General features: G+C 71.0%; 11 protein-coding genes. 8 read left to right on the top strand and 3 right to left on the bottom strand.

Annotation, left to right across the window (positions count from 1 at the left end; genetic code table 11):
- Positions 1 to 269 precede the first annotated feature (269 nt).
- Positions 270 to 836, bottom strand: coding sequence for a hypothetical protein (locus tag AB0C66_RS28875; RefSeq protein WP_362444824.1), 567 nt, complete (start codon positions 834 to 836; stop codon positions 270 to 272).
- A 130-nt stretch (positions 837 to 966) separates the two neighbouring features.
- On the opposite strand from AB0C66_RS28875, the gene AB0C66_RS28870 reads away from it, so the two are divergent.
- Together AB0C66_RS28870 and AB0C66_RS28865 are read left to right on the top strand one after the other, a co-directional pair.
- Positions 967 to 1,527 carry a PadR family transcriptional regulator gene (locus tag AB0C66_RS28870; RefSeq protein WP_362444821.1) on the top strand — a complete coding sequence of 187 codons (561 nt, stop codon included), beginning with the start codon at positions 967 to 969 and terminating at the stop codon, positions 1,525 to 1,527.
- 174 nt (positions 1,528 to 1,701) lie between these two features.
- The gene (locus tag AB0C66_RS28865) at positions 1,702 to 2,499 is read left to right on the top strand and encodes a DUF899 domain-containing protein (RefSeq protein ID WP_362444818.1); all 798 of its coding nucleotides are present in this window, start codon (positions 1,702 to 1,704) and stop codon (positions 2,497 to 2,499) included.
- A gap of 126 nt (positions 2,500 to 2,625) precedes the next feature.
- Here the strand turns inward: AB0C66_RS28865 and AB0C66_RS28860 are convergent, their stop codons facing one another.
- Entirely contained in the window at positions 2,626 to 3,867 is a 1,242-nt protein-coding gene (locus AB0C66_RS28860) for a hypothetical protein (RefSeq protein ID WP_362444815.1), read from the bottom strand.
- A 154-nt stretch (positions 3,868 to 4,021) separates the two neighbouring features.
- Complete coding sequence (locus AB0C66_RS28855) at positions 4,022 to 4,921, bottom strand: alpha/beta fold hydrolase (RefSeq protein ID WP_362444812.1); 900 nt, start codon at positions 4,919 to 4,921, stop codon at positions 4,022 to 4,024.
- Between the two features lie 618 nt (positions 4,922 to 5,539).
- Between AB0C66_RS28855 and AB0C66_RS28850 the strand changes: the two genes are divergently transcribed.
- From AB0C66_RS28850 to atzF, 6 genes are all read left to right on the top strand, one after another.
- Positions 5,540 to 6,793 carry an MFS transporter gene (locus tag AB0C66_RS28850; RefSeq protein WP_362444809.1) on the top strand — a complete coding sequence of 418 codons (1,254 nt, stop codon included), beginning with the start codon at positions 5,540 to 5,542 and terminating at the stop codon, positions 6,791 to 6,793.
- Between the two features lie 228 nt (positions 6,794 to 7,021).
- Entirely contained in the window at positions 7,022 to 7,705 is a 684-nt protein-coding gene (locus AB0C66_RS28845) for a nitroreductase (RefSeq protein WP_362444806.1), read from the top strand.
- A 198-nt stretch (positions 7,706 to 7,903) separates the two neighbouring features.
- The gene (locus AB0C66_RS28840; RefSeq protein WP_362444803.1) at positions 7,904 to 8,638 is read left to right on the top strand and encodes a GntR family transcriptional regulator; all 735 of its coding nucleotides are present in this window, start codon (positions 7,904 to 7,906) and stop codon (positions 8,636 to 8,638) included.
- A 154-nt stretch (positions 8,639 to 8,792) separates the two neighbouring features.
- A complete protein-coding gene (locus AB0C66_RS28835; protein WP_362444800.1) occupies positions 8,793 to 10,472 on the top strand; it encodes an allantoin permease in 1,680 nt (559 codons plus the stop codon).
- A 75-nt stretch (positions 10,473 to 10,547) separates the two neighbouring features.
- The gene (uca, locus tag AB0C66_RS28830; protein WP_362444797.1) at positions 10,548 to 14,138 is read left to right on the top strand and encodes an urea carboxylase; all 3,591 of its coding nucleotides are present in this window, start codon (positions 10,548 to 10,550) and stop codon (positions 14,136 to 14,138) included.
- The gene (atzF, locus tag AB0C66_RS28825; protein ID WP_362444794.1) at positions 14,135 to 15,856 is read left to right on the top strand and encodes an allophanate hydrolase; all 1,722 of its coding nucleotides are present in this window, start codon (positions 14,135 to 14,137) and stop codon (positions 15,854 to 15,856) included. The genes uca and atzF overlap by 4 nt, the downstream gene beginning before the upstream one ends.
- The last annotated feature ends 15 nt before the right edge of the window (positions 15,857 to 15,871 follow it).

The following is a 15,871-nucleotide window of genomic DNA, read 5'->3' as shown; positions in this document are numbered from 1 at the left end:
GATGGCAGTGCGTACAGCCCTCGTCAACGTCTTGCGGATACCATCTCGCATGGCGGATTCCTGACCCCCGTCGGACCGGTTTCGCATCGGCCCTCATCGCTTCGATTCATGGCGAACACCGGCATCACCCCCACATTCATGAACTCGCGTGCCCGAGGCCGCCGTTGCCCATGAACAGACGAGCGGCCTTGCCGCGCTGACGCACGACAAGGCCGAATGCTCCGACGGACAGCGGGAGTTCTCCGCGAGGGGCCCGTATCCCGCGCCGCTCAGGACTGCGGGGCGGCCTGCTGAAGAGCGCGGGCACGGGCCCGCTCGGGGTAGCGGGCGGTGAACATGGCGGGCAGCACGAACCCGGCGACCTGGACCGCGGTCGAGACCGTATCGTCCAGATCCGCGGCCCGCACCACGACCAGGGCCGCGGCGGAGAGGGTGAAGGCGGTGGCCCATACGGTGGTGATCACCACGTTGACCCGGCGGAACAGCGGGGTGCCCCACACCTCGCGCGGCGCCTGACGGCGGGCTATGCCCGTGGTGAAGGGCCGCCGCACGGCGACTGTCAGCCAGGCGGTGAGGGCCAGCCAGCCCAGCGCGAGCGCGCCGTCGTAGGCCTCCAGGGCGCTGTGCGGGCGGGCGAAGGAGAGCGCCGTCAGGCTCGCGAAGAAGATCACCGTGCTGCACTCCAGCACCAGGGCGTCCGCGTCCACACCCGATCTGCGCTGCTGCACCAGCAGCACGGCCGCGATCACCAGACCCGCCAGCGCACCCCACTGCCAGCCCAGCGAGGACACGACCGCGAAGGCGATCCAGGGGATGAAGCCGCGCAGGTAGGTCATGTCCGCTCCTCTGTGGGCCTTGCGCCCCTCGCGTCGCCCCGCTTCCCGCGAGGCGACGTTCTCAGTCCGACATGTCAAAAGTAGAAGGTCTATCATTGACGTGTCAACAGTGGAAGGTAAAGTGGAGGTCATGAGCCTTCGCCATGCCGTACTGGGACTGCTGGCCGACCACCCGGCCAGCGGCTATGACCTGATGAAACTGTTCGAGACCTCGCTGGCGAACGTGTGGGCGGCCAACCAGAGCCAGGTCTACGGGGAGTTGGGCAAGCTCTCCGACGCGGGCCTGCTGACGGTGACGGCCGAGGGTCCGCGCGGCCGCAAGGAGTACGCCATCACCGAGGACGGCAAGGCCGAGCTGCGGCGATGGCTCACCGACACCCCACCCACCACCACCCGCCGCAGCGACGCCCTGCTGCGGGTGTTCTTCCTCGGTCGGCTCACCCGACTGGAGGCCGTCACCTATCTCGAGGCCGAGGCCTCCCGCGCGGTCGCGCGCCGCGCCTCCCTCCAGGAGCTGGAGGCGTCCATCGACTGGGGCGGGGATCCGCTGTCGGTCTACGGCCGGATCGTCCTGGAATACGGCATGCGGCAGTCCGCCATGCACGAGGAGTGGGCCCGCTGGGCCGCCGGGCACGTCGCCGCCCTCGATGAGCACGCACAGACCCCGCCGCCCGGCCCCGGGGCCGCCTAGGCGCACGGTCCCTGCGTCCTCCTCGGCCTCCCTCACGACTCATGACCTCACGACCTCGCGACCTCATGACCTCGCGACAAGCCGCCGAGCCCGAGTGAGGCGAAGCTGGAGAGGTGGACCGCTTCACCCGACGGCGGACCGAGAGCAGCGCGGAGACCAGCGCGGAGGACGGAGATGACAGCGATGGCGAACCTGCCCGAGGTGGTGTCGCGCGAGGAGTGGCTCGCCGCGCGCAAGGAGCTGCTGGCCGAGGAGAAGGAGCTCACCCGGGCGCGCGACCGGGTCAACGCGGACCGGCGGCGGCTTCCGATGGTCCGCGTCGACAAGGCGTACACCTTCGAGGGGCCGGGCGGGCGGGTGGGCCTGCTCGACCTGTTCGAGGGACGGCCCCAGCTGGTCGTGCACCACTTCATGTGGACCTTCGACATCGACGCCGACGGGACCGAGCACCCCCGCGACACCGGCTGTTCCAGCTGCTCCTCCGCGGCCGACGGGATCGGCAATCTACGGCAGCTCCACGTCCGCAACACCACGCTGGCCGCGGTGACACGGGCGCCGTACGCGAAGCTCGCCGCGTACCGCGAGCGCATGGGATGGACCTTCCCCTGGTACTCCTCGGCCGGCAGCGACTTCAACTACGACTTCCACGCCACCGTTGACGAACGGGTCGCACCCGTGCAGGTCTTCCACCGCACCGAAGCCGAGCTCGCCGAAGCCGGTATGGCGTGGACGGAGCGGATGCGCGGCGACTGGCCGGGCATCAGCACCTTCCTGCGCGTCGGGGACGAGGTCTTCCACACCTACTCCACGTTCGGCCGAGGCATCGAGGAGTTCCACAACGGCTACCACTACCTCGATCTCACCGCGCTCGGCCGCCAGGAGGCGTGGGAGGAGCCGCAGGGCCGCGCCGCCCCCCTCGGTCTCCAGGTCGGCGGCCCCGCCATGCGCCTCCCCGACGAATACGACGTCTGACCGTCCCGCCCCGGCGGCCACGCGTCACCGCCGCGCGGGTGCCGGGCATACGGAAAGAGACCTGGGCAAGCCCCCGTTCGTACGGTGACTTGCCCAGGTCAGGATCTGGTGTGGAGGTGCGGGTCCTCAGGACCGGTGTGCGGGGCGAACGGGGGCGGTGGCCGAGCTGGTCCTGTACGGGGAGACGCCCGTGTAGGTGGCGCGGTAGCCATGGTGCCGCAGCCCGTCATAGCGGGCGCGGGTGCCGTTGCGGAGGGTGGCGTCGCACTTCGCCGTACCCCGTGCGTCGGTGACGGCCGTGCACAGTTTCCGGCTGCCGGAGGCGTCGGTGAAGCGGATGGTCTGGCCGCGCAGCGGGGCACCCTGCGCCGTCGTCAGAGTGGCGGACACCCCCCTGACCTCCAGAGACGCGGGATTCAGATGCCGTTGCACGGTGGCCGGGGAGGCCGTCAGACGGGTGGACTCACGAGGGGCGGGCTTGTGGTGGGTCACGGCCGGGATGGCCAGACCGACGGGGGTGTGCAGCCCCTCGATGGGGACGGTGGTCTGACCGCCGCCGTTCGCGGGGACCTCCACCACCCGGTCGTTGCCGAAGTCGGCGATGAAGAGATTGCCATGGGCGTCGAGGGCCAGCCCCTGCGGGCTGTTCAGCCCGGTCGCCGGGACGGTCCACTGCGAGCCACCGCGGGCGGGCAGCTTGATCACCCGGTTGTTCCCCGAGTCGGACACATACAGATTTCCGGCCCGGTCGAACGCGAGACCGGTGGGCTGGGAGAGGCCCACCAGGGGCACGGTGCGCTGCGGTCGGCCGTCGGAGGGCACTTCCACGACACGGTCGTTGATGAAGTCGGCGATGAACAGATCGCCGTCGGGGGCGAGCGCCAGGCCGTCCGGGTGGAGCAGACCGGTGGTGGGGACGGTGGTCTGACCGCCTCCGTCAGGCGCGACCCGCACCACGCGGTCGTTGAAGCTGTCCGAGATGAAGAGGTCACCGGCCCGGTTGAGGTCCAGTCCGATCGGGCGGTTGAGGCCGTCGGTGGGCACGGTGGTCTGACCGCCGCCGTCGGCCGGGACCTCCACCACACGGTTGTTGCCCGTGTCGGAGATGAAGAGGTTGTCGTCGGTGTCGAGCGCGAGACCGGTGGGGCGGGTGAGCCCGGTGGTCGGCACGGTGGTCTGATCGCTGCCGTCGGTGGCGACCCTCAGCACCGTGTTGTCGGTGTACTCGGAGACGTAGAGGGGGACGGCGCGGCGTGCGGGGTCGGGCGGCACGGCCGTGGCCGTGGTCGCCGGTGCGACGCCAGCCGTACACAGCGTCAGAATCCCTGACAGCGCGGTCAGTCGGTGTCTGGTGGAGAAGCGGCTCATGACACACCCATCTGTTCTGGACGGACGCCCGACCCTAGGAACCCGCCGCCGGTCCCCGTCCGCACCACGCCACCACTCCACCCGGCTTCCACCCCAACGGCAGGCGCCGGGCCCGGCGCCTGCCGTCTTGCGCGCCGTCACCCGGGCCGGGGGTTCAGACCCCGCCGGTGATCTCGACGATGGCCGCGCGGAGCCGTTCGATGACCGTGGCATCGGGGCAGACATGGCCGTAGCCCTCGATGAAAAGACCCGTGGCACCAGGAATGCTCCCGGCCAGCGCCCGGCCGTGCCCGACGGGGATGATCGGGTCTTCCGTACCGTGGATGACCAGCGTCGGTGCGTCCAGGGTGCGCAGCCTGGGCGCGAGATCTCCGACGGCCGCGGTGGCGTCGATGGCGAGCTGGCTGGCGTCCGGATGCCAGGGGTTGGTCGCGCGGTCGTACTCGCGGGTGAGGACGGTCCGGCACTCCTCCAGATCGCGATGGACACTGCCGGCCAGCGGCGCGTAGGCGCGGAAACGGGCCTCGATCAGCTGCTCCCGGGTGGCGGGAGGGCTGGCCGTCAGTTCGGCCGCCACCTCGGCCATATGCGCCAGATAGCCGGCGTGCGGCGGCGGGGAGAAGGACGACGTCTCGCCTCTGAGCGCGGGCACGATGCCCACCAGGGACGAGCTGGTCGAACACAGGGTCAGTGAGCGTACGCGCTCGCGGTGGTCGAGTCCGAGGAGTTGGGCGATGAGTCCGCCCATGGATCCGCCGACGATATGCGCGGCGTCGACGCCGTAGGCGTCGAGGACCGCCACGGCGTCGCGGGCCAGGTCGCGGCAGTCATAGGGGTTCTTGTCGTAGTCGATGAGGGTCGACTTGCCGGTGTTGCGGTGGTCGTAGCGGATGATGTGCCGCCCGCTCGCCGCCAGGCCGTGACACAGGCTGTCCGGCCATCCCACGGCCTGGGCGTCCGCCCCGACGATGAGCAGTACGGTCGGATCGGCGGGATCGCCGAAATCCTCGGTCCACAGCTGGAGTTCACCGGTACGGACGATCGTCTCGGACATGCGGCTGTCCCTTCCTGTCCCTCTCCGGGACGCGATGGCGGCGCGGGACCGGATGGCGGCCGTTCGTGGGCTCGCGCCCTTGCGGCCGACCGCGCCGCTGTCACCCTGGGCAACGCTGCCGACCTGCCCGTCATCCAAGGCCGGGGCCGGACGCGGCCGCATCCGTAATAACACTGGGCCGTCCACACTCCCGGGCCGGAGAGGCCCTGCCGGGCGGCGCCGAACGTGTGCGGCGGACCGCCACCACAGTCCGCCCACCCGATGTGGTCGCCGCCACCACGTCCGCAATCTGGACACGAACGCGTGCGGCCGGTAACACTTTGCGCAGCGGGGGCCCGCCGAGCGGGCCGTCACCCACCGCAGGGACGCCACGGCGTATCCGCACACGCGCTCCTCGGGCCACGAGGCGCGCCGCGTCCCAATGATCGACACCTCTTCACTCCTCGCCTCTGCGACCGCTGTGGGAGCACACCTGTGTGGTGGCCTTCCTCCATGGCCCGGTGCGTGCCTGCCGGAACGGGCAGCCCGACACCCGGCCTGCCCCGGTGCGCTGTGTGATGAGGGCTGCGCACACCGCCCGGCGGCGCGGCCACCCCCAGACCCTCAGGGAGTCGCTCCATGAACGTCACGACCGCCCCGCCGGAAACCGGGAATCCACCGAAGGCACGGTACGGCGCACTGATGACGTCGGTCGTCGGCGTCACCCTCATGTACAACATCTGCCTGGGAGGCGCGCTGGGGATCCTGATACCGAAGCAGATCGCCGAGATCACCCCCGACGGCAAGGTCGGCGCGCTGGCCACGGTGACCGCGGTCGGCGCTGCCGTCACCGTCTTGGCCAATCCCATCGCCGGTGCCCTGTCGGACCGCACCCGCAGCCGCTGGGGGCGGCGCACGCCCTGGGTGTTCGCCGGTGGCCTGGGCAGCGCGGTGTCCCTGTTGGCGCTCGGCGCCCTCGGATCACTGGTGTGGATCGCGGTGTTCTGGGCGCTGACGAAGATGTTCCTCAACGTGCTGATCGCACCGGTCAACGCGCTGGTTCCGGACCGGACTCCCCCGGAGAAGCGTGGTTTCGTCTCCGCCCTCATGGGACTGGCGGGATTCGCGGGTGCGGTGGGAGGCACGCTGGTGGCCGCGGCCTTCGTGTCACGGATCCCCGTCGGCTACGCGGTGATCGCCGTGGGCCTGGTGGCCGCGGCCGGGTTGTTCGCACTGCTCTCCCGCGACCGCTCCACCGCCGGTGAACCGCGGGCCCCGTTCCACCTGAGGCGCTTCCTCCGTGGTTTCTGGGTGAGTCCCCGCAGATACCCGGACTTCGCGTGGGCGTTCCTCGCCCGCACGGCGATGGTGCTCGGCTTCAACGCGATCCTCACCTACCAGCTGTACATCCTCCAGGACTACGTGGGCATGTCCCTGGACGACGCCGCGGAGCTCAGCCCGGCGCTGAACCTGGTGCTGGTGGTGGGGGTCATCTTCGGCACCCTGCCCTCCGGTGCCCTGTCCGACCGGCTCGGCCGCCGCAAGGTGTTCGTGCTCCTCTCCTCATTGACCATCGCCATCGCCGGGCTGGCGCCACTGATCTGGCCCACCGTCACCGCGATGTACGTGTTCTACGCGATCGCCGGTCTGGGCTTCGGCTGTTACGCGGCGGTGGACCAGGCGCTGATGACACTGGTGCTGCCGAACGCCGAGGACAGCGGAAAGGACATGGGCATCCTGAGCATCGCCAACAACGGGGCCACTGCCGTGGCCCCTGTGGTCGCCGCGGGCCTGATCAGCGCTCTCGGCGGCTACCGCGCCCTCTTCGGCGCCGCGGTGGTGCTCGCGGTCGTCGGCGCCGTGGCCGTGCTGCCGATCAAGAGCGTTCGCTGACCCCGTGGAGGCCACGATGTGCTCGTGCGATTACTCATGGCATGGGCCCGGAGCCTCAAGGGAGTAGGAATTGCTCGGGCGGGCCGGGGTGGGGCGCCGGGAGGGTTGCTGTGGGCAGGCAGCGCGGAGGAGTGCCGTCCGGGGACGTCCGGGCCATCCGTCGGGACCGCGCGATGCCGCCCGGCCTTCTTACCCATCCCTCGTCATGACCTCAAGGAAGTGATGCGCATGTCCTCCACCACCCAGATGCCCGCATACGCCGAACAGCTGATCCGTGGCCGGCGCACCACCCGGGCGTTCCTCCCGGACCCCGTCCCCGAGAAAACGCTCCAGGACATCTTCACACTGGCCGGTGCGGCACCCTCCTCGTCCAACAGCCAGCCCTGGCTGGTCGAGGTGGCCAGCGGGGGCACCCGGGACCGGCTGAGCAAGGCGCTCCTCGCGGCGAAGGAGAAGAACGCGTTTACCTTCGATTACCCCTACAGCGACGACATGTACTCGGGCAACAACGACCGGTGGCGTCGCGACATGGGGGCGCGGATGTACACCTCACTGGGCATCGCGCGGGACGACCACGAGGCGCGCGAAGTCATCATCCGGGACAACCTGCGGTTCTTCGGCGCCCCTCATGTGGCGCTGTTGTTCATGCCGCCGAACGCGGAGGAGCGGATGGCGAATGACACCGGGATCTACGCACAGACCCTGATGCTGGCCATGGCCTCCCACGGTGTCGCCAGTTGTCCGCAGGCGTCCCTGGGCTTCTTCTGCGACACCCTCCGCGAAACGCTCGGGGTCAGCGACAACAAGCTCATCTTCGGTATCTCCTTCGGCTACGCCGACGAGTCCTCTCCCAGGAACCAGGCCCGCATGCCGCGCGCGGAGCTCGCGGAGACCACCCGCTTCCACCACTAGAAGCGCCCCGCCGCCGTCGCCCCAACGCCCCGAGCGGGCGGTGGCCCTTGGCTGGACGCGCGGCTTCGACCCGGGGCGGCGGTACCGGCGCCGGAACGGTGGCCGGACGCCGGTACCCGCCACGGTGAGGTCTCCGAAACGAGCCCTTCACAGGAGCGCGGCCGTCCGGGAAACACGCCGTTCCTAGCGTTTCCACCTATGGATGCAGAGCTGTATACACAGCTGGACACCGCCTCCGCGACAGCGGCCCGGCCCGTGTCCTCGCTCGCCGAGACGGTCTACGCCACTTTGCGGAACGCTCTCCTGGACGGGGAGTTCGGGCCGCGCGAATCGCTGACCGAGCTGCGGCTCGCCGCGCGATTCGGGGTGTCGCGGACACCGGTGCGCCAGGCGCTGGTGCGGCTGAACGCCGACGGGCTGGTCGAGCGCGGTGACGGCGGCCTCTTCGCCACCGTGCCCAACCTCACCCAGCTGAAGGACCTCTACGAACTGCGGGTCACCCTGGAGCTGCGAGGGGTGGCCCGCGCGATCGAGGACTCCTCCGTACGGCACGATCCCTCGCTCCTCACCTCCGAGTTGGAGCGCTGGTACGCGATGCGCGAGTCCCCTCCGCCGCCGGATCCGCGCTTCGTCGTCATGGATGAGCGGTTCCACGCCGAGTTGTCCCGCGCTTCCGGCAATCCAGCTCTCACGGAAGCGCTCGTGGCGGTCAGCGAACGGATCCGCCGGGTGCGGATGTACGACTTCCTCACCCGGGACCGGGTGGAGACCACCATCACCGAACACATCGAGATCATGGAACTGGTCCGCGACGGCCGTCTCGACGAGGGCTACCGGGCTCTGCACGCCCACGTCGGCGACTCGATGGCCGTGGTGATGGAGCGCGCCCAGCGGGCCATGACGCAGATGGCCCTGCACGCGGACCGGCTCTGAACTCCTCTCCTCCCCCCTCGCGGGGCCTTCGCCCGCACCCTCCGCACACTCCCCCGTCCCGACACTCCCCCGTCCCGCCGACGACGTCGCACGGGGAACCGGCCGCCCGCACGGCACATCCGGCACCACCCATCGCACTCCCAGGAGGCGTGGTATGAGCACCACCGAGTCACAGCCGACGGCGGCGCATGACACCGCTCGGGCAGAGCCGCCCGGCGCCCCGGGCACCGACCAGGCGGTAAACGAGGCCCTTGAGGACTACACCCTCCGCTTCGCACCGCGCAGCTACCGCCGCTGGACACCGACGGTCGTGGCGACCACCGCACTCGGTGGCATCGCCTACATGGCCGATTTCTCCATCGGCGCCGGAATCGGGCTGGCACACGGCACCGGCAACGCGCTGGTGGCGATCGCCGTCGCCGCCGTGGTCATCTTCGTCACCGGCCTCCCTCTCGCGTACTACGCGGCCCGCTACAACATCGACCTCGACCTGATCACCCGCGGCTCCGGCTTCGGCTACTACGGCTCGGTGCTCACCAGCGTCATCTTCGCCAGCTTCACCTTCATCTTCTTCGCCCTCGAGGGCTCGATCATGGCGCAAGGGCTCAAACTCGGGCTCGGACTGCCGTTGTGGCTGGGCTATCTCGTCTCCACACTGATGGTGATCCCGCTGGTGATCTACGGTATGAAGGCGCTCAGCACGCTCCAGGTATGGACCACTCCCGTCTGGCTGCTGTTGATGGTCGCTCCGCTGGTGTACCTGGTCGCCACCGACCCCGGCACCGTCGACCGCTTCCTCTCCTACGCGGGCACGGACGGGGACGGCGGTATCAACACCGCGTCCGTCCTTCTCGGCGCGGGCGTGTGTCTGTCCCTCATCGCCCAGATCGGCGAGCAGATCGACTATCTGCGCTTCATGCCGCCGAAGACGGCGGCGAACAGGCGCGCCTGGTGGACCGCCGTGCTGACGGCCGGTCCCGGCTGGGTGGTGCTCGGGGCGCTGAAACAGGCCATCGGCGTCTTCCTCGCCGTCCACATCCTGGCCGAGGTGGGACCCGCCGCCGCGCCCGAGCCGATCCAGCAGTTCCGTGGCGCTTTCGACGCGATGATGCCGTCCTGGCTGGTGGTCCCGCTGGCGGTGGTCCTGGTAGTGATCAGCCAGATCAAGATCAACGTGACGAACGCCTACTCCGGTTCGCTCGCCTGGACCAACTCCTTCACCCGCGTCACCGGGCACTACCCCGGCCGTATGGTCTTCGTGCTGGTCAACCTGGGCTTCGCGCTCGTGCTGATGGAAGCCGACATGTTCAGCTTCCTCAACGACATCCTGGGCTTCTACTCCAACTGCGCGATCGCCTGGGTGGTCACCGTCGCCACCGACATCCTCATCAACAAGTACCTGCTCAAACTCTCCCCGCACGCCCCCGAGTTCCGCCGCGGCATGCTCCACGCCGTCAACCCGGTCGGTGTGGTCGCGTTCGTCTCCGCTTCCGGCCTGTCCATCGCCATGTACTTCCACCTTCTCGGCGATGCCCTCCAGCCGTACTCCCCGGTCGCCGCGGCCGTGATCGCCTTCGTCCTCACCCCGCTGATGGCGCTCATCACCAAAGGCAGGTACTACCTGCGCCGCACCGATGACGGTATCGCCGAACCCCTCCTGGACGCCGACGGGAACCCGAGCGCGGCCACCTACGACTGCCATGTGTGCGAGCAGCCTTATGAGCGCCCGGATCTGACGGCATGCCAGGCACATCAGGCGGTGGTGTGTTCGCTGTGCCTGAGCACCGACCGGGCCGGTGACCACGTACTGCCCGCGCAGCCTTCCACGATATGAGTCCACCGCCCGGCGGGCGGTCCACCACACACACCATCCCCCTGCCCCGCCCCGTCCTGCCCCGGAGGAGCCGCTGTGTTCGACACCCTGCTCGTCGCCAACCGCGGAGAGATCGCCTGCCGCGTCATCCGCACCGCGCGCAGCCTCGGACTGCGGACCGTGGCGGTGTACTCCGACGCCGATCGCACCGCGCCCCACGTCCGGATGGCCGACGAGGCCGTACGGCTCGGCCCGGCGCCCGCCGCCGAGAGCTATCTGCGGGCCGACAAGGTGCTGGACGCGGCCCTGGCCACCGGCGCGGGAGCGGTCCACCCGGGGTACGGCTTCCTGTCGGAGAACGCCGCGTTCGCAACCGCCGTGGAGGAGGCCGGACTCGTCTTCGTCGGCCCTGCTCCGGCCCAGTTGGAGGTTTTCGGCTCCAAGCACACCGCCCGCGCCGCCGCGCTCGACGCCGGAGTGCCCCTGCTGCCGGGCAGCGGGCTGCTGGCGACCGCCGAGAGCGCGCTGCACGCGGCCGAGGAGACCGGCTATCCGGTCATGCTCAAGGCGACCGGCGGCGGAGGCGGTATCGGGATGCAGGCGTGTGCCGGTCCGGCGGAGCTGCGCGAGGCGTTCGCCCGGGTAACCCGGCTGGCGCGTGGCAACTTCGGTGACGGCGGAGTCTTCCTGGAGCGGTACGTGACCCGCGCCCGCCATGTCGAGGTGCAGATCTTCGGGGACGGCACCGGCCGGGTGGTCAGCCTCGGCGACCGCGACTGCTCGCTCCAGCGCCGCAACCAGAAGGTCCTCGAAGAGGCTCCGGCGCCGGGACTGCCTCCGGCCGTCCGTGCTCAACTGCACTTCAGTGCACGTGAGTTGTGCGCGTCGGTCGGCTACCGGTCCGCCGGTACCGTGGAGTTCGTGTATGACGCCGACCGCGAGGAGGCGTCCTTCCTGGAGGTCAACACCCGCCTCCAGGTCGAGCACCCGGTCACCGAGGAGATCACCGGTGTCGACCTCGTCGGCTGGATGCTTCGTCTGGCCCGTGGCGAGAACGGGTTCCTCGACGGGATACCCGACGACGGTCCGCCGCGGGACGGCCACGCCGTCGAAGCCCGGGTCTACGCCGAGGACCCGGCCCGCGACCACCGCCCCAGCGCCGGGCTCCTCACCCGGGTCGAGTTCCCCGACGACGTCCGCGTGGACAGCTGGGTGGAGACCGGCCAGGAGGTGTCCACCTCCTACGACCCGATGCTCGCCAAGGTCATCGCCACCGGCCCGACCCGGGCCGTAGCCCTGACCCGTCTTGACCACGCCCTCGCCCACACCCGGATCGACGGTGTCGAGACCAACCTCGGCCTGCTCCGGGCCGCCTGCCACCACCCGGACATGGCCGCGGCCCGGCACACCACCGCCACCCTCGCCGAGGTGGCCGATGACCGCCCGCGCGTGGACGTGGAGCGGCCCGGAACCATGACCACCGTCCAGGACTGGCCAGGCCGGATCTCCCACTGGGAGGTCGGCATTCCGCCCAGCGGCCCGATGGACGACCTCTCCTTCCGTCTCGGCAACACCGCACTCGGCAACCCCGAGGGCGCACCCGGTCTGGAGTGCACCCTCGACGGCCCCGCGCTGCGCTTCTCCCGCCCCGCGGTCGTCTGTGTCACCGGCGCCCCCGCTCCCGTCACGGTCGACGGCGTCCCGGCGGCCCAGTGGGAGCCGCTTCAGGTGCCCGCCGGGGCGCTGCTGGAGGTCGGCACGGCCGAGGGGCCCGGGATGCGCACCTACGTCCTCGTCCGCGGCGGCCTCGACGTACCCGAATACCTCGGCAGCGCCGCCACCTTCACCCTGGGCGGCTTCGGCGGACACGCGGGCCGCGCCCTGCGCACCGGCGACGTACTGCGCCCGGCCGCCCACGGCGGCGAGGGCCCCGCCCCCGCCCCCGTATCGGCCCGTGCCCGGCCGCACTTCACCAGGGAGTGGCGGATCGCGGTCAGCGAGGGCCCGCACCCCGCGCCGGACTTCCTCACCCGTGAGGGGCTGGCCACCGTGTACGCGGCCGAGTGGAAGGTGTCCGCCCAGTCGGCGCGCACCGGGGTCCGGCTGATCGGCCCGAAGCCCGCCTGGGCCCGACGGGACGGCGGCGAGGCCGGACTGCACCCCTCCAACGTCCACGACACCGCGTACTCCGTCGGTGCCGTCAACCTCACCGGTGACACCCCCGCCGTACTCGGCCCCGACGGACCGAGCCTGGGCGGCTTCGCCTGCCCGGTCACCATCGTCAGCGCCGAGCGGTGGAAGGCGGGTCAGCTGCGCCCCGGCGACACCGTCCGCTTCGTCCCCGTCACCGAGGCGACGGCCGACGCGTTGCGCCGCACCCCGGCGCTGCTCACCCTCGCCACCGACGGCGCGGACGGTGACGACGGTGTCCTCGCCCGCCGCGCCGCCACGGACATCGCCCCCGAGGTGACCTACCGGCGGGGCGCCGACGACAACATCCTCGTCGAGTACGGGCCCATGACCCTCGATCTGGCCCTGCGCATGCGCGTACACGCCCTGGCCACGCATCTGGCCGCACACCGTCCGCCCGGTCTGGTGGACATCACCCCCGGCGTGCGCTCGCTGCATCTGCACACCGACCCCGACTCCCTGCCGCTGCGCACTCTCCTCGCCGTCCTCCAGGAGGCCGAGGACCACCTTCCGGCCGCCCATGAACTCACCGTCCCCAGCCGGGCCGTTCACCTCCCGCTGTCCTGGGACGACCCGACCGTCGACGAGGCGATCGCCCGCTACTCGGCCTCCGTGCGCGACGACGCCCCCTGGAACCCGTCGAACATCGAGTTCATCCGCCGGATCAACGGCCTGGACTCGGCAGACGACGTACGGCGCACCGTCTTCGAGGCCGAATACCTCGTACTCGGCCTGGGCGACGTCTATCTCGGCGCGCCGGCAGCCACCCCGCTCGATCCACGCCACCGCCTGGTGACCACCAAGTACAACCCGGCCCGCACCTGGACCGCCGAGGCGGGCGTCGGCATCGGCGGCTCCTACCTGTGCGTCTACGGTATGGAGAGCCCCGGCGGCTACCAGCTCATCGGCCGTACGGTGCCCATCTGGGGCGGCCTGCGTCCGCACCGCTCGTTCGCCGACGGCACGCCCTGGCTGCTGCGCTTCTTCGACCGCATCATCTGGCACCCGGTCTCGCCCGCCGAACTCCTCGACATCCGCGCCGATCTGGCCTCCGGCCGCACCGGACTCGACATCCGGCCCGGCACCTTCGACCTCGCCGAGCACGAGCGCTTCCTCCGCGAGAACGCCGACGACATCGCCGCCTTCCGCACTCGCCAGGCCGCCGCGTTCACCGCCGAGCGCCATGCCTGGGAGGCGTCCGGCGAACTCACCGAACGCCCGCCCGCCACACCCGCCCCGGCCCTCGCCCCCGTCGCCACGCCACCGGGCTCCCGGCTGGTCGAGGCACCGCTGAGCTCCAGCGTGTGGAAGGTGGAGACGGGCCCCGGTGCCACGGTCGAGGCGGGCCAGCCGCTGGTCGTCCTGGAGGCCATGAAGATGGAGGTCGTGGTACGTGCCCCGGCCTCCGGCACCGTCACCGACATACTCGTCACCGCCGGACAGCAGATCGACGCCGGCACCCCGCTGGCCGTCCTCGTGAGGGAAGAAGCCGCATGACCCTGACCCCGACCCCGCCCAGCTGCGCTGAGCGCGTCGCCGCAGCCTACCGGCGCATCACCGAGACCGACCGGCCGGAGATCTGGATCTCCCTTCGCGAGCAGGCGGACGTGCGGGCCGAGGCCCACGCGCTGGACGCCCGCGTCGCCGCCGGTGAGGAACTGCCCCTCGCGGGAACGCTGCTGGCGGTCAAGGACAACATCGACGTCGCCGGGCTCCCGACCACGGCCGCCTGCCCCGCGTACGCCTATACCCCCGGTGTCTCCGCGCCCGCGGTGCTACGGCTGATGGCCGCGGGGGCGATCGTGCTCGGCAAGACCAACATGGACCAGTTCGCCACCGGTCTGGTCGGCACCCGCAGCCCGCACGGTCCGGTCCGCAACGCGCTGCGCCCCGAGAAGATCTCCGGCGGCTCCAGCTCGGGTTCGGCGGTCGCCGTGGCGCTCGGCATCACCGACATCGCCCTCGGCACCGACACCGCGGGATCGGGCCGGGTCCCGGCCGCCCTCAACGGCATCGTGGGCATCAAGCCCACCCTCGGACTGGTCCCCACCACCGGTGTGGTGCCCGCGGCCCGCTCCTACGACGCGGTGACCGTCTTCGCCCGCACCCTCACCGAGGCGCAGCGGGCCCTCGCGCGCATGACGGGCCCGGACGATGCCGATCCACGCGGCCGCACCTGGCCGGACGACGTGCGCCTGTCCGCACCACCGCACCCCCGCGTCGCCCTTCCCCGCGACGAGGACCTGGCACCACTCTCGGCCCAGGCCCGCGCGGCCTTCCACGAGGCCGTCGAGCAACTGGAACACGCGGGCGCCGAGACCGCGGTGATCGATGTCAGCCCCCTGCTGGCGGCCGCGAAGCTGCTGTACGACGGTGCCCTGGTGGCCGAACGGTACGCGGCTGTCGGCGACTTCATCGCCGACGCCCCCTCCGCCGCGGACTCCTCGGTCGGTGCCATCATCCTGGCCGCGGCCTCCCTCCCCGCCCACGCGCTCGTCGACGACCTGGAGCGCCTGGACGGCTACCGGGCGACGGCCCGTGGTGTCCTCTCCGGCTTCGACGCCCTGCTGCTGCCGACCACCACCGAACACCCGGACATCGCCGCCGTACAGGCCGACCCGATCGCCCTCAACGCGCGCCTCGGCACCTACACCAACTTCGTCAACCTGCTCGACCTGGCCGCCGTCGCGGTTCCGGCGGGCGAGGCGGACGGCAGCCCATTCGGCGTCAGCGTCATCACCCGGGCGTTCGAGGACCAAGCGGCCATCGACATCGCGGCCCTCCTGACCGCCGAACAAGCCCCGGTCCCCTATCCCGGCAACGGCGTCGACCTGGCGGTATTCGGCGCCCACCTGCGCGGCCAGCCGCTGAACCACCAGCTCACGGACGCCGGAGCCCGCTACCGCGGCGAGATCCGCACGGCCCCCGTCTACCGCCTCACCGCCCTGGACACCGTCCCGCCCAAGCCCGGCCTGCTCCGCGTGTCCCCACCGGACGGCGCCGAGATCACCGGCGAACGGTGGACCCTCTCACCCAGCGCCCTCGGTCACTTCCTCGCGGCCCTCCCTGCCCCCCTGTACCTCGGCCGCGTCGAACTCACCGACGGCATGTGGGTGGTGGGCTTCCACACCGACCCGGCATCCTCGGAGGCGGGGACGGACATCACCGTGCACGGAAGCTGGCCCGCCTATCTGGCCACCCTCGCCGACGGCTGAGACGCCGCGGTCGGT

The organism is Streptomyces sp. NPDC048636, from assembly GCF_040650655.1.
Lineage (GTDB): Bacteria > Actinomycetota > Actinomycetes > Streptomycetales > Streptomycetaceae > Streptomyces.
Note: the sequence above shows the minus strand (reverse complement) of the source record. Positions and strands in the feature narration are given on the sequence as shown.